The sequence below is a fragment of the Micromonospora sp. NPDC048898 genome (assembly GCF_043198035.1).
Taxonomy (GTDB): Bacteria; Actinomycetota; Actinomycetes; order Mycobacteriales; family Micromonosporaceae; genus Micromonospora.
The window spans coordinates 254,543-275,711 of record NZ_JBICUF010000002.1 but is presented as its reverse complement, the minus strand read 5'-3'; the positions used below and the strand labels follow the sequence as shown (position 1 = coordinate 275,711).

Genomic DNA, 21,169 nt, shown 5'->3' with positions numbered 1-21,169 from the left:
TCACCCGTTACGCCGCCGGCGCTCCCGCGGCTACGACCAGGCTCCGGCCGCCGCGGCCCGGGCGGCGTAGGTGTCGAAGTCGAGCGGGTCCCGTCCGAGAACCCGACGCACCCCGTCGGTCGGCTCGGCGAGATGTCCCGCCCGCATCCCGGCGAACAGGGCGTTCAGCGCGGTGGCGGTCTCCGCCGGATAACCCTCGGTGAGTAGCTCGGCATGGTACTGCTCCGGGGTGAGTTCCACGTAGCGCATCGAACGTCCGGACGCCGTGGCGATCGTCGCCACCGCCTCGGCGAAGGTGAGCGCGCGCGGACCGGACAGGTCGTACACCTGTTCGTGGTGACCGGGTGACGTCAGCAGCGTCGCGGCCACGTCGGCGATGTCCTGGGCGTCGACGAACGGTTCCGGGGTTTCACCGATCGGTAGGGCCAGCCGACCGTCGAGCAGCGGTTGGCGAAACAGGTCCTCGCTGAAGTTCTGACTGAAGTTGTTCGGCCGGATGATCGTCCACGCCACGCCGGACCTCCGCACCGCGTCCTCCGCGGCGACCATGCCCGGGGAGACGTCACCGACCCGGTCGATCCCGCGACCGGACAGCGCCACGAAACGGCCGACACCCGAGTCGACCGCCTGCGCCACGAAGCCGGCTGCCAGCGCGGGGTCCTCCGGAGCCAGCAGGTAGACCGCCGAGACTCCTTCCAGGGCCGGGCCCCAGGTCGCCTGCCGCGACCAGTCGAACCGCACCTCACCCGAGCGGGAGGCGGGCCGGACCCGCTGACCCGCCGCCCGCAGCGTCCGCACCAGCCGACGACCGGTCTTACCGGTCCCGGCCATCACGAGGATCGAACCCGCGTCTGTCGTCATGACCACAAGCCAACTCGAACGGTCGCGTTCGGTACATGTGCTGTCGTACGCGGCGCATGTCCGATCGTCCAGGCCCGGTCGTCGGCGATCTATCGTCGATGTCATGGACCCGTTCGACAGTCTGCTGCGGGGCGTACACGCCGATGGTGCGGCCTTCGGCCGGTCGGTGCTGACCCCGCCGGGGGCGCTGCGGTTCACCGACGGCGCCCCACTGACGCTCTGTGTCCCCATGCGCGGCGAGGGGTGGATCTCCCACCCCGAGAGCGACAAGCCCAGCCTGGTCCGGGTCGGAGAGGCCGCGACCGTGCGCGGGCCGGCGCCGTTCGTCTTCTCCGCCGAGCCGCGGTCGAGCTTCGAGCCCGGGGAGCTGCGCGACGTTCGGCGCGGCCACACCGGTACGTCCGACCCGGCGGGCACGGATCCCACCGACCGCCTGGTGCTGCTGGTCGGGGTGTACCACGTTCGGGGTCTGGTGCCCCAGCGACTGCTGAGCGCATTGCCGCCGGTGCTTGTCGTCCCGGACGAGCAGGACTGCGCCCCGCTGCGCGACTACCTGGACGCCCAACTCGACGCGGGGCGGCCCGGCCGGCAGGTCGTCCTGGACCGTCTCCTCGACTGGTTGTTGGTGTGCACGGTGCGCGACTGGTTCGACAGGCCGGAGGCCGAGGCTCCCGGCTGGTACCGGGCGTTGGGCGACGACACGGTTGGCCCGGTACTGCGCGCCATGCACGAGGCGCCGGGACGGCCGTGGACCCTGGCCAGCCTGGCCGCGCAGGCAGGAGTCTCCCGGTCCACACTGGCGGAACGGTTCACCGCGTTGGTCGGCGAACCGCCGCTGACCTACCTGACCGACTGGCGCATGACCCTGGCCGCCGACCTGCTGGCCGAGTCCACGGTGACGGTCGCCGCCGTGGCGCGACACCTCGGGTACGCGGACGCCTTCGGATTCAGCACGGCCTTCAAACGGGTGCACGGGATGAGCCCGAGCGCGGCCCGCCGCCGGTCGTCGAGTGGTCGCAAAACCAACTAACCACGGTCATCTGCCGTCAACCCGTCGCCGATAGCGTCCGGTCGCCAGTTACCTGAACAAAGGCCGACGATGGGGGAGTTATGGGCACGGTGGATCGACGTACGTTCCTCAAGGCGATGGGAGTTCCCGCGATCGGCGCGGCGCTCCCGCTGGACCTCAGCAAGGCGCTCGCCATCCCGGCGAACAACCGGACCGGCTCGATCAAGGACGTCGAGCACGTCATCATCCTGATGCAGGAGAACCGCTCCTTCGACCACTACTTCGGCACCATGCGCGGCGTACGCGGCTTCGGTGACCCCCATCCGGCGACCCTGCCGTCCGGCAAGGACGTGTGGCACCAACCCAACGGGGCCGACGAGCTGCTGCCGTTCCGCCCCGAGGTGCAGGATCTCGGCCAGACCTTCCTGCCGGACCCGCCGCACGGCTGGAACGACGGGCACGCCGCCTGGAACGACGGCCGGTTCGACAGGTGGGTGCCGAACAAGGGCGTCACCGCGATGACCTACCACACCCGCCAGGACCTGCCCTACCACTACGCGCTCGCCGACGCGTTCACCGTCTGCGACAGCTATCACTGCTCGCTGATGGGGCCGACCGACCCGAACCGCTATCACATGTGGAGCGGCTGGGTCGGCAACGACGGCAAGGGTGGCGGCCCGGTCATCACCAACGCGGAGGCCGGCTACGACTGGTCGACCTACCCGGAGCGGCTGGAGCGCAACGGCATCTCCTGGAAGATCTACCAGGACGTCGGCACCGGCCTCACCGCCGCCGGCTCCTGGGGCTGGACGAACGACCCGTACATCGGCAACTACGGCGACAACTCGCTGCTCTACTTCCATCAGTACCAGAACGCGCAGCCCGGAACGCCCCTCGCGGATCGCGCCAAGACCGGCACCGAGGTCAGGACCCAGGGCCGCGACCCGGAGGCGCTGCTTGCCGACTTCCGCGCCGACGTCGAGGCGGGACGCCTGCCGGAGGTCTCCTGGATCACCGCGCCCGAGGCGTACACCGAGCACCCGAACTGGGGGCCGGCGTTCGGCGCCTGGTACATCTCGCAGGTCATCGACATCCTCGCGTCCAACCCCGAGGTGTGGAGCAAGATGGCGCTGTTCGTCACGTACGACGAGGAGGGCGGCTTCTTCGACCACGTGGTCCCGCCGACGCCCCCGCAGACCCGCGAACACGGGCAGTCGACGGTCCCCACCACCAACGAGATCTTCCCCGGCGACGCCGACCACCCCGCCGGGCCGTACGGCCTCGGCATCCGGGTGCCGATGGTCATCGTCTCGCCGTGGACGCGCGGCGGCTACGTCAACTCGCAGGTCTTCGACCACACCTCACTGATCAAGTTCCTGGAGGCCCGGTTCGGGCACGGCCGGCCGGACCTGATCGAGCAGAACATCACCCCGTGGCGACGCGCCGTCGTCGGCGACCTGACCACGGCCTTCGACTTCCGGCACCCGAACCGCTCGCGCGAGGTCAGGTTGCCCGACACCGACGACTTCAAGCCCGAGGACCTCATCCGGCACCCCGACGAGGTGCCGGTCCCGCCGGCCGACCAGCGGCTGCCGAAGCAGGAGCACGGGGTACGCCCGGCGCGGCCGATCCCGTACACCCTGCACGCCGACGGGCGCCTCGGCGACGGTGCGTACCGGATCGACTTCCGCAACTCCGGCGGGGTCGCCGCGGTCTTCCAGGTCCGCCAGGCCGGCAGCGCGGACGCCCCGCGCAGCTACACCGTCGAGCCGGGCAAGCACCTGAGCGACACCTGGCCGGTCACCTCCGGGTACGACCTGTCGGTGCACGGACCCAACGGGTTCTTCCGCCGGTTCACCGACGGTCGCTCGCACCTCGACGTCACCCCCTCCTACGACGAGCGTGACTACAAGCTCGCCCTCACGCTCAAGAACCGCGGGTCGAAGCGGGTCGAGGTGACCGTCCGGGACGGGTACAACTCCCGCCCGGTGAAGCTGTCGCTGCGCCCCGGCGAGACCGAGCGCGCGACGTGGACGCTCACCCGTACCCACGGCTGGTACGACCTGACGGTGCACGTCGCGGGCGACGCCGACTTCGCGTACCGCTGTGCGGGTCATGTCGAGAACGGCAGGGACAGCATCAGCGACCCGGCCCTCGGCGGGCTCGTCTGAGCGCTCTCGGCACGGCGCGGGCGCTGTGCTCGCGCCACGCGGTGGTCGGCGGGGGACGTGGTGGTGAGCGTTGTGACTCACCGGTATATCTATACCCCAGAGTCACAACGCTCATCACGGCATCCGCTCGCGCGGATGTCCGTTCCCGGCGCGGGTGATGCGGGCGCCGAGCCGTCGCAGGTGGTCGATCAGCTCCGCTGGCTCGTGAACGGTGAAGTCGCACCCGAGCAGCGTGAGCCGGAAGGCGAGCCAGTCGACGGTGTCTTCCGGGCTGTGCCAGCGGCACGACCCGTCGTCGAGCGCCTCCAACTCCCCGGCGTGGTCGCCCAGCCGGGCAGCCGCCCGCTCAGCCGGCACCGCGAGCGTCGCCACCGCCCGGAACACCGGTGCCAGGCTGTGCAGCTGGTTGGTCACGAACGCGGATGCGTCGTCGGTCGATAGCTCGCGGGGTGCCACGCGTACCCCGGTTGTGGTGGCGTGTTCGATGCGGTCGACGCGGAACGTGCGCCAGTCCTCGCGCTCGTTGTCGTAGCAGACGACGTACCAACGACGGCCCACCACGACGAGCCGGTGCGGTTCGACGAGCCGCTGGCTGACGCCGCCGTCGCCGTCGCGGTAGTCGAAGCGGACCCGCTCGTGTGCCGACGCCGCCGCCGCGAGGACGATGAGCTGCGTCGGGTCGACAAGCGACACCGCCGCAGCAGTCGACGACACGGTGGCCGCGGTGAGGGCGCTGACGTGGCGGCGCAGCCGCGGCGGCAGCACCTGCTCCAGTTTGGCGAGGGCCCGCACCGACGCCTCGGCGATGCCGGCGACCGGTTGTCGGGCCGCGGTGTGCAGGCCGACCGCGATGGCCACCGCCTCCTCGTCATCAAGCAGCAGCGGTGGCATCGCCCTACCCGCGACCAGCCGGTAGCCGCCCAATGTGCCCAGGCTGGCCTGGACTGGATAGCCGAGTTCCCGCAGTCGGTCGATGTCGCGGCGCACGGTCCGCGGGGTCACCGCGAGGCGCTCGGCGAGTTCGCTGCCGGGCCATTCGCGGGGCGTCTGCAGCAGGGAGAGCAGTCGTAACAGGCGGGCCGGCGTGTCGCGCATGCCCCCATGATGACTCTCGATCTAGGACAGGTACCAGCCTAGATCAGGTCTAACGTCGCCCATCTGAGTGCGCGGACGCCGCACCAGAACGAGGAGACGGACCAATGAAGGTTGTGCCCGACGGCTACCACACCGTGACCCCCTGGATCATTTCGCCGGGGAGGACGGGTGCGCTTATCGATTTCATCGTCAGCGTCTTCGACGCCACCGAACTGGGCCGAATGGAGGTGGACGGGGTGATCGGCCACGCCGAGGTACGTATCGGGGACTCGGTCGTGATGATGTTCGACAAGCCCCAGTGGCCGGCCACGCCCGCCTTCCTGCGTCTCTACGTCGCTGACGACGCCGAGGTGCTCCGCCGGGCCGTCGAACGCGGCGCGAGTGTCGTCACCGAGCCGACCGAGCTCTTCTGGGGCGACCGGGTCAGCCGTTTCCGCGACCCGCTCGGCAACCTGTGGTGGATCCACAAGCGCGTGACAGAGCCCACCGAAGAGGAGATGGGACGACGGCTCACCGACCCCGACTTCATCAGGGCAATGGAGTACGTCCAGAGTGCGGAATTTTCTCCCCACCGCTGACCGCGCTCGTCCGCCGTCGCCGGCACGGGTAGCGGTGTCGCCCGGCTACGGAACGTCTCGCAGGTACGTCAGCATCGCCTCGCGGCTTCTCGGCAGGCCGTACTCACCGACGAGCATGGCCACGTTGCCGAACTCCTGACCGTCGCCCTCGACCGGCCCGGAGCCGGCTTCGTCGTGCGGCGCTGACGCCCAGCTCAACAGCTCCTCGACGGTCGCCGGGTCGGCCGCCGCGCCGAGAACCCGGACCCGACCGACCGCGGCGGCCCACCGAAAACCAGGCGAGGGCGTACGCCGCGACCGTCCGCACACTCGGCGAGCAGTTCCAACAGGAACGGCACGCGTACGCGCTCGCCTCGAAGCGATTGCCCTGGTGGAAGACGTTGGTGTAGAGGTCGCCCAGAGCCTCGTCCCGGGTGGCCGGGTCGGGGGAGAGTAGGGCGCGCAGTTGGCCGGGCACGTCGTCGGCCGCCCCGTAGGCGTGGCCCAGCCGCGCCAATCGATGTCGTCAAGTCCGTCGAGCACGCGCCCATACTCTCCCGACCCGGTGACAGTCTGCCGGCCGGGACGATCAGAACTCCTCGTACACCGCCGGGTCCTGGTCCGCGAGACGCCCGTCCGGGCGACCCAACGCGGTGATGGCCTCGACCTGGACGTCGGTGAGCGTGATGCCGAAGACGTCCAGGTTCTCGACCTGCCGCCGCGGCGAGGCGGCCTTGGGCAGCGGAATCACCTGACGGGCCACGTGCCAGGCGAGGATCGTCTGCGCCGGGCTGACGCCGTGCGCGGTCGCGATCTCCACGACCACGGGGTGCCTTTGCAGGTCGTTGCTATGCCCCAGCGGGCTCCAACCCTGCACCAGGATCCCGTGCTCCCGGTGGTAGTCGAGCGCCTCCTGCTGCGGAAAGTACGGGTGCACCTCGATCTGGTTGACCACCGGGGCCACCCCGGTCTCGGCCACCAGCCGCTCGATGTGCTCGGGCAGGAAGTTGGAGAGCCCGATGTGCCGCACCAGGCCACGCTCGCGGGCCTCGATCAGCGCCCGCCACGCCTGCACGTAAAGATCGACCTTGGGGTTCGGCCAGTGGATCAGGTACAGGTCGACGCGGTCGAGGCCGGTGCGGAACACACTCTCCTCGATGGTGGTCAACGCCTCGTCGTAACGGTGGTGCCGCCCCGGCAACTTCGAGGTGACGACCAGCTCGTCCCGTACGCCGCCGGCCGCACGAGCGGCCCGACCGACCGCGCCCTCGTTCTCGTAGTTGACCGCCGAGTCGATCAACCGGTAGCCCGCCCGGATCGCCTGACCGATCGCGTCGACACCCGCCGAGCCGTTCAGTCGGTACGTGCCGAGCCCGATCGCCGGCAGGGTGGTCCCGTCATCTGCCGTCAGGTGGGGAATCGTCATGATTGGGACCCTACCCGCACGACGTTGGCGCTGCGCTGAGCATCAGTCGGGGCCAGCTATGCACTCGGGACAGTGTTTCCAGTGACCCAGGGGATCTGGCCCGAGTTGGCCGAGGGTGCGACGATCCTGACCGACGCCCAGGGCAGGGAGATCGGAATGGACGACAGCGTACGTGTGCTGCGGGACCTCGCCCGCGAGGTGGCCCACCTCGGTGGAGTCGAGCTGCTGCGCCACTTTGGCGACCACGGTCGGGTCGACTACAAGTCGTCGCGTACCGACCCGGTCAGTGCGGCCGACCGGGCGTCGGAGCAGGTGATCGTGGCGCTCCTCCGACGGCGGCGGCCCAGCGACGGCATCCTCGCCGAAGAGGGCAGCGACCAGGACAGCGGTTCGGGGCTGCGCTGGGTGATCGACCCCTTGGACGGCACCGTCAACTACATCAGCGGCATCCCGTTCTGGTGCGTCAGCGTCGCCTGCGAACGGGCGACTCCGGACGGCTGGGCTCCGCTGCTCGGGGTGGTGCACGATCCGGTGCATGACGAGACGTTCCATGCCGTGTCGGGTGCCGGCGCCTGGCTGGGGGAACGTCAACTACGCCTGGAAGGTCGCACCGGGCTGGACGAGGTCATCCTCGCCACCGGCTACGCCTACGACGTCGCGCATCGCAAGAGCCAGGCCGACATGATCGCCGATCTCGCCATCGATGTGCGAGGCGTACGGATGCTCGGCTCCACCGCACTGGCGCTGGCTTGGGTCGCGGCCGGCCGAATCGACGCGTACGTGGAGGACCGCGCGTCTCCCTGGGACTGGGCGGCTGGCCGGGTGATCGCCGCCGAGGCGGGCGCATCGGTGGAGCCGCTCGACACCGGCGTGTTCGCCGCGCCCCCGGAGTTGGTCGGCCAGCTGCGCTCACGCGTCAGGACTGCCGGTTGATCAGCAGCTCGTAGACGGCTCGGTCCTTGCCCGGGCCCTTGAAATTCGATGTCACCTGCACACCGTCGACCTCCCGCTCACCGGGGACGTTGCGGAACCCGAGCGTGAGCCACGCCCGGTGTGCCGCCCGGTTCTCCGGCTCGGAGGTCAGGTACAGCCGGCGGCAGCCCCACTCGGCCGCCCGGGCCCGCACCGAGCCGAGCAGCAGTCGGGCCACTCCGCGTCGGCGGAAGTCGGGATGGATCATCACATCCTGTACGTAGACGTCGGCCGGGTCGTCCTGGCTGCGGAACGCGATCACCGCGCCCGCCAGCGCGCCCTCTTCCACCGCCACCGGACATGTCGACGAGAACAGCCGCGCGTACAGCCAATAGTCCGACGACGTGCGCGGTCGCACGTAGGGCTCACCCAGCGCCATCAACCGTTCCACGTCGCCGATCAACTCCGACCGCAAGGGGCCTGCGATCACCATGCCTCCTCGCTTGGGCGGCGCACCGCCGCGACCAGTTGCTGAGCGACCAACTCCGGATCCAGCCCTTCGGTCACGCTGCGACCCACGATCAGGATGTCCCAGTCCGCGCTGGTCAGCACGTCACGGTCGCTCGGACCGAAGCCGCCCGACACGGCCACTGGCAACCGGGTCCACGACCGGATGGCCTGCACCCGCGCCAATGGCCGGCGAGTGCCGACGCCAATGTCGATGTTCGTGGTGATCGCGAAGGCATCAACCCCAGCGCGCTCCATGTCCCGGACCCAGGACTCCGACAGCGCGGTGCCCGGCACGTCCAACATCACCGGTACGCCGAGCCGACGTCCCGCCTCAGCGGCGGCTGCCACGCTGGCCACGCTCGCCGGGCCGATCAGGAACACCACATCCGCACCCGCACCAGCGGCCAGTACGACCTGCTCCCGCCCCCAGTCCGCGGACATCATCTCCGCAACGACGACGACCTCCGGGACATCACGTTTGATCCGTTCGATCGCCCGAACCCCGTGCTGCTTCACCAATGGGTCACCGATCTCGACGAAATCAACACCCGCGCGTGCTGCCGCCCGAGCCACCGCCACAGCCTCGTCAAGGTCGGCCAGGTCCAGCGCGACCTGGATCGTCCGGGCACCTCTCAGCCGCCGGAACGCCTCGCGCAACACCGGCGCGTCCCAGGGCACGTCGGTTGCCCGATCGCGCTCCGGATCGAGCGCCTCCGCCTCGCGCCGCACCAGCCACGACCCGGCCTGCCGTCCCCGGTCGGCCAGGCGGCGCCGGTCCTCCGCGTTCAGCGTGGTCCACCCGGTGCGCGACTCCCGCAGCAGACCGAGCAGCGCCTGCTCCGTCACCGGACCCACCGACGCCGGACCGAACGCCGGAACCAGAAGCCGTAGCCGCTCCAACAGCACCCCGACATGCCGGGGCGGCACCGCCCACGTCGGATCCGCCGTCATCAACCGTGCCGCCCGAGCGGGCAGACCGGTGTCCGGCTCCGCCAGGAGTACGTGCAACACGCTTTCCCGGACGTGCCAGTTCGGGTCGACCAACAGCCGCTCCATCAGGTCGGCACCCAAGGGTGGCTGCGCCGCCGGCAACGCCCGGGCAGTCGCCGCCCGAACCTTGTAGTCGGCGTCGTCGCAGAGACGCTTCAGAACCTGCCCCACCGCCGAGGGGAAGGGCGCGTCCTTGTCCCGGGCACCGTCGGCCAGGGCGGCCCGCACTCGCCAGTCCCGCGATGCCAGCAGGTTCTCCAACCGATCGTCCTCACCGGTCGAGAAGAGATACCAGTGCCGGCCCACGAACGCCGCCAATTCGCCGGAGATCGACTCGCCTGGAACGAGCCAGCGGTCGGGTTCCGCCTCGGCGGGATGGGCGTCGATCGCCAGCCGGACAGGCTGCCAGAGTTGCGAACCGTACCGGTCGAGGACGCGCAGCAGCCACGGCCGGAAGCCGGTGCCGAGTGCGGTAGCCGTTCGTTCATGGCCGAGCACGCTGCCGCTGAGGTCGAGGTCGTACTCGCGGACCGCCCTCTCCGCCGCTTGGCGTAGCACCCCGTCGGTGACGAATCGGGCATCAGGCAGTGCGAGGAGCAGAGGCACGGTGACCCGGGCGTCCACCGTCGGAGCCGTGAGCACCGCCGTCACCGTGGCCGGGGTGTTGCGGTCGAGCGCGAGCGCGGTCAGCTGGCAGACCGATCGGGCCGTCGCCGACGTGACCGCCTGGGCGGCCAACGCGTTGAAGGACGCAGTCACCACCGAGACGGACCGGGATTCCCGCATGCGACGGCTGATAACGGTCGCGAGGGCGAACTCGCGGATCACGTCGTGGCCGAACTCGACCCGGTCGGTGAGCGGCGAGCGGATCAGCAAGGGTGCCAGCGCCGCAGGAAAGCTGTCTGGCGGGACGTCGCTGCGCAGCCACCGTGGCACCAGATCGGGCCTTTCTCGTTCCGCCGCCCGCGCCAACTCGTCGACCGCGCCCTCGCGGGGGGCGATGGCCCGCACACACCTGTCAATCAGGTCGTACGCGTTGATCTGCGCCCAGCCGATCTCGCCTCCCGCACGCAGCAGCCGCAGATGCAGCGGCACGCGGACCAGTTCTCGCACGGCTGCGGGCAGCTCCGTGAACGCAGGATCACCGGGTCGTCGAGACGCCTCCCAGGCGCGACCCGCCTCGCCCCTGCTCCACCGGGACAAGCGATAGGAGGCCGTCGTACGAAGCGGCGCGTACACCGAGGCAGCCAGCACCGGAAACGCGCTCACGTCAATCTCCGGCGGTGTGCGGACCACCAGCATGAAGCGAAGTTCCGGCTCCACCACCTCGCGCAGCAGCGTGTCGACCCCCTGGGCGACCTCCGTCAGCTGTCCGGCATCCCGAATGCCGTCGATCACGATCAGCGAGCAACGGTCCGCGCCCCGTACGGCGGCCTCGACCGCAAGTGATGGTTCATCGGTGGCGGGCAGCGACGCGTACCGCAGGAGGCGCGCCGCCGGCGGTCCATCCTGGGCCAGCCAGTAATCGGCGACGTGCAGCTGGAAGTCCGCCGCGCCGCTCATCCCCGCGGCGACATGCTGGACAAGTCGGGACTTGCCGCATCCGCTGGCCCCGGTGAGCAGATGCACCCGCGCCGTGGAGTCGAGGAACTCCGTCACGCTGTGCACGGCGTCCAACGGCTCCTGATACGGCGGTTCCTCGTCGCGATCGGCGCTCAGAGCCGCGAGCAATGCATCCGTTCGGTGGCGGGATGCCGAGCCGAGGATCCCGGTGGATGGTGTGTTTTCGGCGGGCTGAACGCTCAGGTGCTGGGCGATCACGTCGACGTGCTGCTCGATGAACGCGAGCCGCAACTGCTGCACGAGCGGGCCGAGGCTGCTGTCCCGGGCGAGGGAGTGGGTAACCATCGCCTCCCACAGGGCAGAGCTGAACGCCACAGCGAAGGCGACCGGATCGACATCCACGGCGGAGAACGTCTCGTCCTGCGGAAGCCGACTGCGGAAGCGACCAGCCCAGCGGTCCAGGCTCACCGATCGGCTCGTCCCGGCTCGGACCAGGCCCGGCTGCACAATCCACCTCGGCACGCCGTTCTCGGCGAAGAAGTCCAGACAGACCAGCTCCAGTAGCTCCCTGGTCGACTCGTCGACGTCCGGTGCGACGACGACGATCGCCTCTTGGAGTGCGGCCCGGCAGACCTCCTCGAGGTCGCGGTCGAGAGTGGGCGTACGGACAGCGGAGGTCGCCCGCTGACCGGCGGCGATGCTGAGGCTGGTCAGTATCTCTGCGGCGAACTCGGCGATGAGTGACACACCACTCCCGATGGCTCAGACTCCGCGCGTACCGCGCTGGACCCTAACGTCCATTGCAGACCTCGTCCATCGATCAACGTGCCGGCAACCACCCTGTGGCCGCGCCCACCTGCCGTGGCCGAACAGAGGAGTCGCCTATTTGACTGAGGCGTTGATCCGATTCGAGCGTCTGGTTGGCTGGCCGATTACGCCGGGGACGAGGGGAGCGCACATGGTTGCGGCACACGAGACGACGCTGCGGGAGTTGCTCGAAGGCGCGAAGCAGTATCGGGTGCCGCTGTACCAACGGACCTACTCGTGGACGGACTCCCAACTGAGACGACTCTGGGACGACATCCGTAAGTTGGCCGAGGAGCGAATCGAAGACCAGAACCTCACGCACTTCATCGGCTCGCTTGTGCTCGCGCCCAGCCCCACCCTCGGTCCGGCGGTCTCCGAGTTCCTTGTGGTGGACGGCCAGCAACGTCTCACCACGCTGTCCATTCTGCTCTGCGCCATCCGCGACCACCGCGCCACGCATGAGGGTCCAGACCACCGGGACCGCATCGACCAGGAATACCTGATCAACAAGTACAAGCCGACTCATCGGTTGAAGCTCGTTCCCACCCAGGCCGATCGCGCCGCCTACGAGGCCTGCCTTGAGGCGACGCCCCAGGCTGGCGGCAGCGACCAGGTGGGTGCCGCGTACCGGTTCTTCGCGGCCCAACTCGTCGCCGTCGACGACCCGGACGACCCGCTGGATATCGAACGCATCGAGGACGCGGTCATCTCGGGGATGGCGCTCGTCTCGGTTGTCGCGCAGACCGGCGACAACGTCTACCGGATCTTCGAGTCGCTCAATAACACCGGCCTGAAACTCACCCAGGCTGACCTGCTGCGCAACTACCTGTTCATGCGGCTGCCCAACCGTGGCGAGGCGGTCTACGACTCGCTGTGGTTCCCTCTGCAAAAGCAACTGGACGCCGGGGAAATGGAGCAGTTGTTCTGGCTCGACATGGTGCACCGCAACCCCGAGGTCAAGCAGACCGACACCTACGTCGGCCAGCAGGCGAGGCTGAACGGCCTGCACACCGAGGCGGAGATCGAAGCCGAGGTGCGCCGATTCTGCCGCCTCGGCGCCCTCCTGCGGACCATCCTGCACCCCGAGGAGGAGCAGGAACCGGAGGTGCGGCGGCGGTTGGCCCGGCTCAACGCTTGGGACACCACCACCGTCCTGCCGCTGCTGCTGCACCTGTTGGACCGCCGCAAGCAGGGGACGGCGACATCGGAGCAGATTGCCTCGGCGATGCTGTACGTCGAGAGCTACTTCATTCGCCGTCTGCTGATCGGCCGCGCCACCGCGAGCATCAACCGGGTCCTGCTGCGCATCGTGACCGACATGCGTAAGGATCTGCCCGTCGACGAGGCGGTCCGGGCGTTCTTGTCGGTCGGTCGGAAGTACTACGCCACCGACACCAGTCTGCGCGAGGTGGTGCGGTCTATCCCCTTCTACCTCAACGGGCGGGCCACCCAGCGCAAGTTGGTGCTTCAGTGGCTGGAGGAGTCGTACGGCAGTAAGGAACCGGTCGCGTCGGCATCGTTGACCATCGAACACGTCATGCCACAGAGCCCTACCGCGGAGTGGCGGCAGATGCTGAGCGAGGATCTGCAGGGCGAGGAGAGCTTCGCCGAGGTGCACGAGGCATTGGTCCACACGTTGGGCAACCTCACTCTCACCGGTTACAACGCCGAGTTGAGCAACAGCTCCTTCCTGATCAAGCGGGCCCAACTCGGCAAGAGCGGGATCGCACTCAGCCGAGAGATCGCCGACCAGAAGCGCTGGGGACGCCCCGAGATCCACGCGCGCGCCGATGGGCTCGCCGAGCGGATCATCGCCACCTGGCCCGGGCCCACCGAGGAGGCGGGCAACAAGTCCGAGGTGCCCTGGGACGTCATGAACGCGGCGCTCGCCGCGCTGCCCGCCGGCTCCTGGACCGCGTACGGTGATCTGGCCGCGCTGATTGGCACTCACCCGGTCTCTGTCGGTGCCCGACTGGCCAACCATGCCGCACCGAATGCGCACCGGGTGCTCCAGGCCGAGGGCGTGCTGGCACCGAACTTCCGCTGGCTTGAGCCGTCCCGGACCGACGACCCGCACGACCTGCTACGCGAGGAGGGCGTCGAGTTCGACAGGTACGGTCGGGCGAGCCAGGCACAGCGGATCGGGGTCGAGGAACTGGCCCAACTTGCCGGGATGCCGCAGCAGGACGGGTCGGGCCAACTCCTCCGGCCACGGTCCCGACACAATAGTCCGCTGGACGACCGGTTCCTCGAGCAGCTCAGGGACCTTCAAGATGCGCAGGTCGCGCACGGCACGGTCGCGGTGCTCGAAGCCTGGGCCGGCATGGGCGGCATGCTGTTCTATGGCTCCGGTGGCGAGACCTCGTGCTTCCTCATGGCGCGTGGAAAGGACCACGAACTCGGCAACATCTGGCCCGCGGCGATCTACCCGAGTGGGAAGTTCGAGATAGTGTTCCAGCACCTCAGCACCCGGCCGCCGTTCGACGACATCGGGTTGCGAAAGCAGTTCCGCCAGCGGTTGAACGAGCTGGAGGGCGTGAATATCGCGGCAGCCAAGCTCGCGCTCCGCCCCGGCTTCGCTCTGGACGTCCTCGTCAACGTCAAGGCTCGTGAGGCGCTCATCGGGCACCTCCGCTGGTTCTACGGACAGGCCGTACAACCCGAGGCATGACCGCCCGAAGGGGAAACATGAAGCAGCCGCTGACCCTCGCTGAGATCCTGGCCATCCTGGAGGATCCTCGAACGGTCCCCGATCTGCGGCGCTACTACGTGTCTGCCGACGGGAAGGCATTTTCCGGGGGACAGTTCGAGCGGCTCGGCGGCGGCGGTGACCGTTCGGAGACGGCGAACGAATTCACCGCCGACGACCTGATCGCGGTGCAACTGCTCAGTGTCCACATTCCGCCCCCTCGGGCGCTTGATTTGTTGCAGGGACAGCTCGGCCGGGACGTTGCCGCACAGTTGACAGAGATCCCGGTCGACGTGGAGTTGGGCTCTGACGCGGCCTCGCCTCTGATCGCGGATGCCGGTCCGGCCGACCGCGCCTGGCGGATGCTCGACCATGCGACCGGCCTTGGCTGGGTCACGGCCGGAAAGCTGCTGGCTCGTAAGCGTCCGAAGCTCGTACCGGTGTACGACGGGGTCGTGTCCTGCGCCCTCGGGACTGGCACCGGATTCTGGAGCTGGCTGCACGACATCCTGCGCGAGGACGACTGCGTCCTGGCGCAGCAACTCGACGCCCGCAGCCGAGAGGCGGACCTGCCTGGGGCGATCAGCCGGCTGCGGATCCTCGACGTCGCGGTGTGGATGCGCCACCGCAACGACCATCACGACGGCGGCTGCCTGGGTCTGCGGCTGCCCTGATCATTGGAGGACCACAGTGACAAGCGACGACAGTTGGAAGATCACCATTGAGCTACGGGGAGTCAAGCACGAGCAATACGCGGACATCGTGAACGCCATCTGGATGCAGATGCAGGCGGTTGGCTGCGACTTCACCGTCAAGCCGGATAACCGCGCCGAGTTGGCGGAGCTTGACCGGCGGTGGGACGACTACAGCCAGGTTTCCTGGGAGGCGGGCGCGGGAAGGGGGACCCCCCAGGCGGTCAAGGCCGGTGGGAACGTGGACGACCAGGCGTAGGGCTTCGATGTTGTGGTCGTGCAGCAGCGGTCGGGTCCTCACCCATGAGGATGCCGCCGCCGACGGCAACCCGCGGATCGTGCACGCGCTCGAATCGATCAGCGGATAACCGCAACTCGCCGTCGTACCACCGCCGGACTGGGTCCGCGACTGGTGACCAGTGCTGACGTCGTGCGCGCAGACCAGCGGCGAACCGCCATTACCTGACGGGTCCCTCACGCCCGGCAGCCGAGATGAATTTGGTCCATGCCTGGGCGCTGAAGGTGAGGAGCGGTCCCGTGGAATCCTTCGAGTCGCGGACTCCGACGATGCCGGGGAGGTTGTCGGCAACCTCGACGCAGTTGCCGCCGTTGTCGCCGCTGCGGGTGCTCTTGCGCCAAACGGCGCCGGTCAAGTCAGTCATGCCGCATCTCCCCGATGATCCTCTTGATCATGTCTCTTGATTCTGCCGCGCCGAGTGAGAGGGCCGCCAGTCCTCTCCAGGTGTCCTCGTAGGCCATCAGCTCATCCGGCTTGTCCAGGTAGAGCGCCCCGGTCAGCGACTCGCTGTAAACCACGGAGGGCTCCGGAGCGGTCCGACCCCCGTTGGTCGTCGGGAAGTCGAGGATCACAAACGAGCCAGCGACCGCTCCAGGGTGCGGCCCGGCAGCAAGCGGCACCACTTGCACTGAGACGTTCGGCTGCTCGGAAACTTCGAGTAGATGTTTGAGCTGGTCGGACATTACGCCGTGGCTGCCGACCACTCGACGGAGTGCCGCCTCGGAGAGCACTGCGTCCAAGCGTGGGGGCTTTGGCAGTCGACGCCTAAGCAACGCCTGTCGTTGTAGCCGCACCTCGACTGCTTGCTCACGCTCCTCGGGGCTTAGCCGATTCCCAGGCTGAAAGAGTCCAATGGCGTAGGAGCGCGTCTGCAGCAACCCGGGAATCAGTGTCAACGAGCGGGGCCCGGCCCAATGAGCCAGCGGTACGTCATCCACCTGCCCGTTGTCGTTACCGACCTGCCCGCCGCGCAGCGCCTGGCCCGGGTCATCGGTCGCTGGATGCTGGTGCTGCCGATGGCGGATCCGGGGGAGACGACCGTCTCCGAGGAGGATCAGCAGTCTCTCCGGCACCGGGTCTTCTGCGACCTGCGGCTGCCTGGCGGGAGGCGCTGCCTCCTGCGCGACGGCCACGACGGCGACTGCTCCCGCCGCCTACGCCGCTGACGTGCAGAACATTGAGGGCCGCTCGATTTACGGCGACCCTTTGAGTTGCCAGCCCCATCAACGCGACATCATTGACTGCCGGGGTCACCCGATTCCGGGAGCCCGGCTGAGTAGGTCGCGTTGACCAGCTCCTGAAGATGCTGGATGACGGCGATCTTGTGCTCGGTCTCCGGCAGTTGTCGCTCGCCAGCCGTCACGAGTCCGTTGCGCAGGTGGCTGACGATCTCCTGCCGCGCTGCAGCGGGCAACTCGTCGATCCACAATGAGCCGAGGTTGTTGTCGACGATCTCCTGCAGGTGGTTGGCGGTCTGCCGGTCCGAGAGGCGGGAGATCAGGAACTCGAGCGTCCAGTCGAACAGCCCTCCGGTCGCGGTCCAGTCGACGCCGGGTTTCAGCACGATGAGGCCAGCCATTATTTCCCCACGATGAATACTCGTGGACCGAGGCTCCGGTCCGTAATGAACTGCTCGATACGGGCTACCTGTTCCGGGTTGAACTGCGCGACGTCCACCGGCACCAGGTCTGCCTTGTCTAAATGTCGCTCAATCTGATACTGCAGTTGCGGCCACTGACGGTCGAAGAACTGGGCTGGAAAGTTGCCCACCGCATCGTAGGTCCGCCCGGCGTCATCGACCCAGTCGGCGGAGGAACCCGCGGGAGCGCGCTGCAGCCGCACGCCCACTTCCTGCTCCAACCGGGCCGCCGTCTCCGCCTCGCCCGGACGAAATCTTCCGGTAGCCGGATCCATCCCGAGATCGTGGACTCGTTGCTGTTCTGTCACCGTATGGCCTGAGGTCTCGCGAGGCGGCTCAGGTTCTGGCGCGTTCCGGCTCGGCGGCGACTCACCCTTCTGGAGTCGCCCCAACGCCTGCTTGAGTTTCTCGATGAGGTCGCCGAGCCGGCGCATCTCCGGAACGAGCCGCCGCAGGCTGGCCAGCAGCCCGCGCAGCAGCCGCGCGATCCGAGCGCCCCACGACGCGACCAACGTCGTCACCTGCTCCACCACCAGCGGCGCGGCCAGTCCACCGGTGATGACGAGTTCGCCCGCGTACACGATGAGGCGGGACACGCAGGTGGCGATGGCGTCGCGGACCAGGAGCCGGACGGCGGCCACCAGGCCGGCGGCGCCTTCCGTGATCGCGGCCATGGTGTCGGCGCCCTGGGCGAGGCCGGTGATCGCCTGCTGTTGTTCGTTGGCCCAGCCTCGGTAGGCGGGGCCGGCGCTACCTCCCCAGCCGGCGACGTCGGTGCGGACGGCGCGGGCCAGTTCGGCGGCTTCGTCGCGGAGGGAGGCGGCGACGTTGCGCCAGGTCTGGGCGTGTGCGGTGATCTGCGCGGGGTCGCCGGCGAGCCAGTCCAGTGCCTCGCTGAGGGGCTTCACGTGTTCGATGAGCCAGGCGATCCCATACTGGAGCAGGGCGCCGACCGGGTCGGAGACGAAGGCGAGGGCGTCCAGGCTCGCGCTCACGACGCCGAGGCTGCCGTCGATCCAACTGCCGTTGCGGACGCCCTGCGCGATGAGTTCGATGTCCTCGCAGATCCACACACCCGCCCAGGCGCTGGGCGGGGTGTCCGCGGCGGCGGCGACGAGTGGATTGGACGTCACCGCTGCGGTCGCACCCCGTCGAGCAGATGCCTGGCGTGGGCGTCCGAGTGTCGGTAGCGGTCCGCGCTGGTGCGCAGCCTGCTGGCGGTGTCCCGTACCGATGCCGCGGCGGAGCCGATGCCGTCGACCAGGGTTCGTTGCAGGCCGTCGAGCAGCATCGGCATCATCGCGCAAAGCTGCCCGTAGGCGTCGGTGCCCAACCGGACGTGCTGGCCTGCCTGCTGGGCGGTGTCGAGGCTGCTGGCACAGCGATCGAGACGTGCGGCGTGGGCGGTGAGGTCGTCCGGGTCGACCTCGATGCCGTCACCGGCGGGCATCGTCTGATCCGTGGTCGGTGAGAAGCCGGCTGCGGTACGAGTCGATGATCGCCCGGGTGCCCGCGTCGTCGCCCAATGACTCCGTGGCTGCGTCGCTGACCTGTCGGAGCAGGTCGGCGCGTGCGGCGGTGGTGGTCTCCAGGATCTGCCGAGCGGTGTGCGCCGCGGGTTGTTGCCGGATGAGCTCGTCGAGCCGCAGGTCGATGAGCAGGCCGGCCGAGTCGACGGTGACGTGGACAGTCCGAGCGGCGTTGCGGGCGGTGCCGGTCAGCTCCCGCATCGTCGCCGACAGGGTCTTGGCTCGTTCCGCCCGCTCGGCGAGCGATGCTTCCCACTCGTCAAGTCGGCCTTCGGCCGCGTCGAGCGCGGCGTCGTCCGCCCACATGTCGACCCTCCCCAGGAACCGGCGACATCACCGGCACGCTACCAACCGGTGGCGCTGCGTGCGTGCCCCCAGGGTGGTCGACGAGGACGGGGACGCTCTCCGCGCGCACCAGGCGCGGCGTACGCGAATCCGAACCACGGGCCGACCAGCTCGACGAGGATTGTCCCCGTGACGAGCAGCAGACCACTGCGGGGGTGGAGCAGCCGGACCACCTGGGAGGGGCGGTTCAACACTCCGCTGCGCGCGTTCCTGCGTACCGAGACCGGCGGCGCCCGGGTGGTGCTGATCGCCGCGGTGGTGGCTCTCACGTGGGCCAATCTGCACGTCCGGTCGTACGAGTCGGTCTGGAGCACGTCGTTCTCGGTCCAGCTTGGCGACTGGCCGGTGTCGCACGACCTGCGGACCTGGGTCAACAGCGGCCTGATGACCTTCTTCTTCCTGGTGGCCGGGTTGGAGTTGCGCCGCGAGTTCGACATCGGCGAGCTGCGGGAGCGCCGTCGCCTGGCGTTGCCGATGCTGGCCGGCTTCGGCGGCATGCTCCTGCCGATCGCGATCTATCTCGCGATCAACGCCGGACGTGGCACCGCCGCGGGCTGGGGTGTGGTGATGGCCACGGACACGGCGCTCGCGCTCGGTGCGCTGGCCGTCTTCGGGCCGCGTTTCTCCGATCGGCTGCGGGGTTTCCTGCTGACCGTCGCCGTCGTCGACGACGTGCTGGCGATCGCGGTGTTGGCGATCGCCTACCCGCAGCATCCGTCGCCGAGGGCGCTGCTGGTCGCGGTGGGAATCTTCGCCCTCGTCCTGCTGGTGCGGGGTTTCGGTGTGCGATTCGGGCCGGTCTACGCGCTGCTGGGGGTGGCGGCCTGGGTCGCCGTCTCGAAATCCGGTGTCGACCCGGTCGCGGTGGGTCTCGTGATGGGGTTGCTGACCTACGCCTACGCCCCGGGTCGCGGCGACCTGCAGCGGGCGAGCGACCAGTTCCGCCTCTTCCGGGAACAGCCCACCCCGCAGCTCGCCCGGATGGCCCGGGCCGGTCTCACGTCGGCGGTCTCGCCGAACGATCGGCTGCAGGCTCTCTACCATCCGTGGGCGAGCTACGTGGTCGTGCCGCTCTTCACGCTGGCGAACGCCGGAATCGTGGTCGACGGCGACCTGCTGGCCCGGGCCGTGACCTCCCCGGTCACGCTCGGCGTCGTGGTCGCGTACGTCGTCGGCAAGCCGGCCGGGATCGTGGCCACCTCGTGGCTGGTGGCGCGGCTGAGCGGCAACCGGTTCCGGCCGCCGGTGGGCTGGCTCGCCGTCGCGGGGGTCGGCACGGTCTCCGGCATCGGGTTCACCGTTGCCATCCTGGTCGCCACCCATGCCCTCAGCGGCCCCGCCCTGGACGAGGCGAAACTCGGCATTCTCGTCGCGACCCTCGGCGCGTCCCTCGTCACCTGGCTGGTGTTCCGCTCGGCCGGGCGGATGCCGCCGGCACGGCGTACCCGGGCGCTACTGGGCGTCACCGAGGGGATCGTCGACCTGATGTGGCCGGTCGACGAGCGGCGCGACCACATGCGGGGGCCGGTCGAGGCGCCGGTGACGGTCGTGGAGTACGGCGACTTCGAATGTCCCTACTGCGGTCAGGCCGAGCCGGTGGTCCGGGAACTGCTTGCCGACTTCGCCAACGTCCGGTACGTCTGGCGGCACCTGCCGCTCACCGACGTCCACTCACACGCCCAACTCGCCGCGGAGGCCGCCGAGGCGGCGGGGGCGCAGGGCGCGTTCTGGGAGATGCACGACCTGCTGCTGGCACACCAGGACGCACTCGACCCCACCGAGGTGCTCGGCTACGCCGAACAGCTCGGCCTGGACCTCGACCAGTTCCGGGAGCACATGGTGAGGCGGATGGGCGTCGACCGGGTCGCCGAGGACGTGGACTCCGCCGACCTCAGCGGCGTCACCGGCACCCCGACGTTCTTCATCAACGGCCGGCGGCACCACGGCGCGTACGACATGGCGGCGCTCTCGGCGGCGGTGAGGGGGGCGTTCGCCAGTGCGAAGCTCCGCCCCGAGTACCACCCTCGGGGTCCCGGGCGTGCGGGCGGACTGTCGGGCTGACCGCCCGACAGTCCG

At 69.2% G+C, this 21,169-nt stretch carries 21 protein-coding genes; 9 read left to right on the top strand and 12 right to left on the bottom strand.

The genetic code is table 11. The annotated features are described in order from the left end of the window. Positions 1–30 precede the first annotated feature (30 nt). Entirely contained in the window at positions 31–861 is an 831-nt protein-coding gene (locus tag ACGFIQ_RS08100; RefSeq protein WP_393241044.1) for an NAD(P)H-binding protein, read from the bottom strand. A gap of 103 nt (positions 862–964) precedes the next feature. Here ACGFIQ_RS08100 and ACGFIQ_RS08095 point away from each other — a divergent pair, with 103 nt between their 5' ends. Together ACGFIQ_RS08095 and ACGFIQ_RS08090 are read left to right on the top strand one after the other, a co-directional pair. Beyond that, positions 965–1,891: an AraC family transcriptional regulator gene (locus ACGFIQ_RS08095; RefSeq protein ID WP_393241041.1), complete on the top strand. Its 927-nt coding sequence runs from the start codon at positions 965–967 to the stop codon at positions 1,889–1,891. Between the two features lie 80 nt (positions 1,892–1,971). Further along, positions 1,972–4,041, top strand: coding sequence for a phosphocholine-specific phospholipase C (locus tag ACGFIQ_RS08090; protein ID WP_393241038.1), 2,070 nt, complete (start codon positions 1,972–1,974; stop codon positions 4,039–4,041). A 114-nt stretch (positions 4,042–4,155) separates the two neighbouring features. Here the strand turns inward: ACGFIQ_RS08090 and ACGFIQ_RS08085 are convergent, their stop codons facing one another. Beyond that, entirely contained in the window at positions 4,156–5,136 is a 981-nt protein-coding gene (locus tag ACGFIQ_RS08085) for a helix-turn-helix transcriptional regulator (RefSeq protein ID WP_393241035.1), read from the bottom strand. 104 nt (positions 5,137–5,240) lie between these two features. On the opposite strand from ACGFIQ_RS08085, the gene ACGFIQ_RS08080 reads away from it, so the two are divergent. Then, positions 5,241–5,714: a VOC family protein gene (locus ACGFIQ_RS08080; protein WP_393241032.1), complete on the top strand. Its 474-nt coding sequence runs from the start codon at positions 5,241–5,243 to the stop codon at positions 5,712–5,714. Positions 5,715–5,759: 45 nt separating this feature from the next. Here the strand turns inward: ACGFIQ_RS08080 and ACGFIQ_RS08075 are convergent, their stop codons facing one another. After that, entirely contained in the window at positions 5,760–6,023 is a 264-nt protein-coding gene (locus tag ACGFIQ_RS08075; RefSeq protein WP_393241029.1) for a hypothetical protein, read from the bottom strand. A gap of 259 nt (positions 6,024–6,282) precedes the next feature. Further along, on the bottom strand, positions 6,283–7,119 hold the full coding sequence (locus ACGFIQ_RS08070; RefSeq protein WP_393241026.1) for an aldo/keto reductase: 837 nt from the start codon (positions 7,117–7,119) through the stop codon (positions 6,283–6,285). 81 nt (positions 7,120–7,200) lie between these two features. On the opposite strand from ACGFIQ_RS08070, the gene ACGFIQ_RS08065 reads away from it, so the two are divergent. Then, positions 7,201–8,052, top strand: coding sequence for an inositol monophosphatase family protein (locus ACGFIQ_RS08065; protein WP_393241023.1), 852 nt, complete (start codon positions 7,201–7,203; stop codon positions 8,050–8,052). Here ACGFIQ_RS08065 and ACGFIQ_RS08060 read toward each other — a convergent pair. Continuing rightward, a complete protein-coding gene (locus ACGFIQ_RS08060; protein WP_393241020.1) occupies positions 8,036–8,521 on the bottom strand; it encodes a GNAT family N-acetyltransferase in 486 nt (161 codons plus the stop codon). The two genes, ACGFIQ_RS08065 and ACGFIQ_RS08060, sit on opposite strands and share 17 nt — an antisense overlap. Continuing rightward, entirely contained in the window at positions 8,518–11,841 is a 3,324-nt protein-coding gene (locus tag ACGFIQ_RS08055) for an orotidine 5'-phosphate decarboxylase / HUMPS family protein (protein ID WP_393241017.1), read from the bottom strand. Before ACGFIQ_RS08055 ends, ACGFIQ_RS08060 begins: the two co-directional genes overlap by 4 nt. 211 nt (positions 11,842–12,052) lie before the next feature. Between ACGFIQ_RS08055 and ACGFIQ_RS08050 the strand changes: the two genes are divergently transcribed. The 3 genes from ACGFIQ_RS08050 to ACGFIQ_RS08040 are packed head-to-tail and all read left to right on the top strand — an operon-like array spanning position 12,053 to position 15,541. Beyond that, the gene (locus ACGFIQ_RS08050) at positions 12,053–14,572 is read left to right on the top strand and encodes a DUF262 domain-containing protein (protein WP_393241014.1); all 2,520 of its coding nucleotides are present in this window, start codon (positions 12,053–12,055) and stop codon (positions 14,570–14,572) included. After that, entirely contained in the window at positions 14,569–15,264 is a 696-nt protein-coding gene (locus ACGFIQ_RS08045) for a DUF6308 family protein (protein WP_393241011.1), read from the top strand. Before ACGFIQ_RS08050 ends, ACGFIQ_RS08045 begins: the two co-directional genes overlap by 4 nt. 16 nt (positions 15,265–15,280) lie before the next feature. Further along, positions 15,281–15,541, top strand: coding sequence for a hypothetical protein (locus tag ACGFIQ_RS08040; protein ID WP_393241008.1), 261 nt, complete (start codon positions 15,281–15,283; stop codon positions 15,539–15,541). A gap of 199 nt (positions 15,542–15,740) precedes the next feature. On the opposite strand, the gene ACGFIQ_RS08035 is transcribed toward ACGFIQ_RS08040, so the two are convergent. Further along, the gene (locus ACGFIQ_RS08035) at positions 15,741–15,944 is read right to left on the bottom strand and encodes a DUF397 domain-containing protein (RefSeq protein ID WP_393241005.1); all 204 of its coding nucleotides are present in this window, start codon (positions 15,942–15,944) and stop codon (positions 15,741–15,743) included. After that, the gene (locus tag ACGFIQ_RS08030; protein WP_393241002.1) at positions 15,937–16,518 is read right to left on the bottom strand and encodes a DUF5753 domain-containing protein; all 582 of its coding nucleotides are present in this window, start codon (positions 16,516–16,518) and stop codon (positions 15,937–15,939) included. Before ACGFIQ_RS08030 ends, ACGFIQ_RS08035 begins: the two co-directional genes overlap by 8 nt. Between ACGFIQ_RS08030 and ACGFIQ_RS08025 the strand changes: the two genes are divergently transcribed. After that, the gene (locus ACGFIQ_RS08025; RefSeq protein WP_393240999.1) at positions 16,495–16,746 is read left to right on the top strand and encodes a hypothetical protein; all 252 of its coding nucleotides are present in this window, start codon (positions 16,495–16,497) and stop codon (positions 16,744–16,746) included. The two genes, ACGFIQ_RS08030 and ACGFIQ_RS08025, sit on opposite strands and share 24 nt — an antisense overlap. A 68-nt stretch (positions 16,747–16,814) precedes the next feature. Here the strand turns inward: ACGFIQ_RS08025 and ACGFIQ_RS08020 are convergent, their stop codons facing one another. The 4 genes from ACGFIQ_RS08020 to ACGFIQ_RS08005 are packed head-to-tail and all read right to left on the bottom strand — an operon-like array spanning position 16,815 to position 19,054. Then, positions 16,815–17,159 (bottom strand): hypothetical protein, encoded by a 345-nt coding sequence (locus ACGFIQ_RS08020; protein WP_393240996.1) that lies wholly within the window; start codon positions 17,157–17,159, stop codon positions 16,815–16,817. Further along, positions 17,159–18,292, bottom strand: coding sequence for a WXG100 family type VII secretion target (locus ACGFIQ_RS08015; RefSeq protein WP_393240993.1), 1,134 nt, complete (start codon positions 18,290–18,292; stop codon positions 17,159–17,161). The genes ACGFIQ_RS08020 and ACGFIQ_RS08015 overlap by 1 nt, the downstream gene beginning before the upstream one ends. Before the next feature lie 56 nt (positions 18,293–18,348). Beyond that, entirely contained in the window at positions 18,349–18,669 is a 321-nt protein-coding gene (locus ACGFIQ_RS08010) for a type VII secretion target (protein WP_393240990.1), read from the bottom strand. Further along, on the bottom strand, positions 18,656–19,054 hold the full coding sequence (locus tag ACGFIQ_RS08005; protein WP_393240987.1) for a YbaB/EbfC family DNA-binding protein: 399 nt from the start codon (positions 19,052–19,054) through the stop codon (positions 18,656–18,658). Before ACGFIQ_RS08005 ends, ACGFIQ_RS08010 begins: the two co-directional genes overlap by 14 nt. A gap of 168 nt (positions 19,055–19,222) precedes the next feature. Between ACGFIQ_RS08005 and ACGFIQ_RS08000 the strand changes: the two genes are divergently transcribed. Beyond that, a complete protein-coding gene (locus tag ACGFIQ_RS08000) occupies positions 19,223–21,154 on the top strand; it encodes a Na+/H+ antiporter NhaA (protein WP_393240984.1) in 1,932 nt (643 codons plus the stop codon). The last annotated feature ends 15 nt before the right edge of the window (positions 21,155–21,169 follow it).

Coding starts and splice junctions, on each gene's coding strand:
- ACGFIQ_RS08100 (WP_393241044.1), bottom strand. CDS start 861: ATGACGACAGACGCGGGTTCGATCCTCGTGATGGCCGGGACCGGTAAG.
- ACGFIQ_RS08095 (WP_393241041.1), top strand. CDS start 965: ATGGACCCGTTCGACAGTCTGCTGCGGGGCGTACACGCCGATGGTGCG.
- ACGFIQ_RS08090 (WP_393241038.1), top strand. CDS start 1,972: ATGGGCACGGTGGATCGACGTACGTTCCTCAAGGCGATGGGAGTTCCC.
- ACGFIQ_RS08085 (WP_393241035.1), bottom strand. CDS start 5,136: ATGCGCGACACGCCGGCCCGCCTGTTACGACTGCTCTCCCTGCTGCAG.
- ACGFIQ_RS08080 (WP_393241032.1), top strand. CDS start 5,241: ATGAAGGTTGTGCCCGACGGCTACCACACCGTGACCCCCTGGATCATT.
- ACGFIQ_RS08070 (WP_393241026.1), bottom strand. CDS start 7,119: ATGACGATTCCCCACCTGACGGCAGATGACGGGACCACCCTGCCGGCG.
- ACGFIQ_RS08050 (WP_393241014.1), top strand. CDS start 12,053: ATGGTTGCGGCACACGAGACGACGCTGCGGGAGTTGCTCGAAGGCGCG.
- ACGFIQ_RS08045 (WP_393241011.1), top strand. CDS start 14,569: ATGACCGCCCGAAGGGGAAACATGAAGCAGCCGCTGACCCTCGCTGAG.
- ACGFIQ_RS08035 (WP_393241005.1), bottom strand. CDS start 15,944: ATGACTGACTTGACCGGCGCCGTTTGGCGCAAGAGCACCCGCAGCGGC.
- ACGFIQ_RS08025 (WP_393240999.1), top strand. CDS start 16,495: ATGAGCCAGCGGTACGTCATCCACCTGCCCGTTGTCGTTACCGACCTG.
- ACGFIQ_RS08020 (WP_393240996.1), bottom strand. CDS start 17,159: ATGGCTGGCCTCATCGTGCTGAAACCCGGCGTCGACTGGACCGCGACC.
- ACGFIQ_RS08010 (WP_393240990.1), bottom strand. CDS start 18,669: ATGCCCGCCGGTGACGGCATCGAGGTCGACCCGGACGACCTCACCGCC.
- ACGFIQ_RS08005 (WP_393240987.1), bottom strand. CDS start 19,054: ATGTGGGCGGACGACGCCGCGCTCGACGCGGCCGAAGGCCGACTTGAC.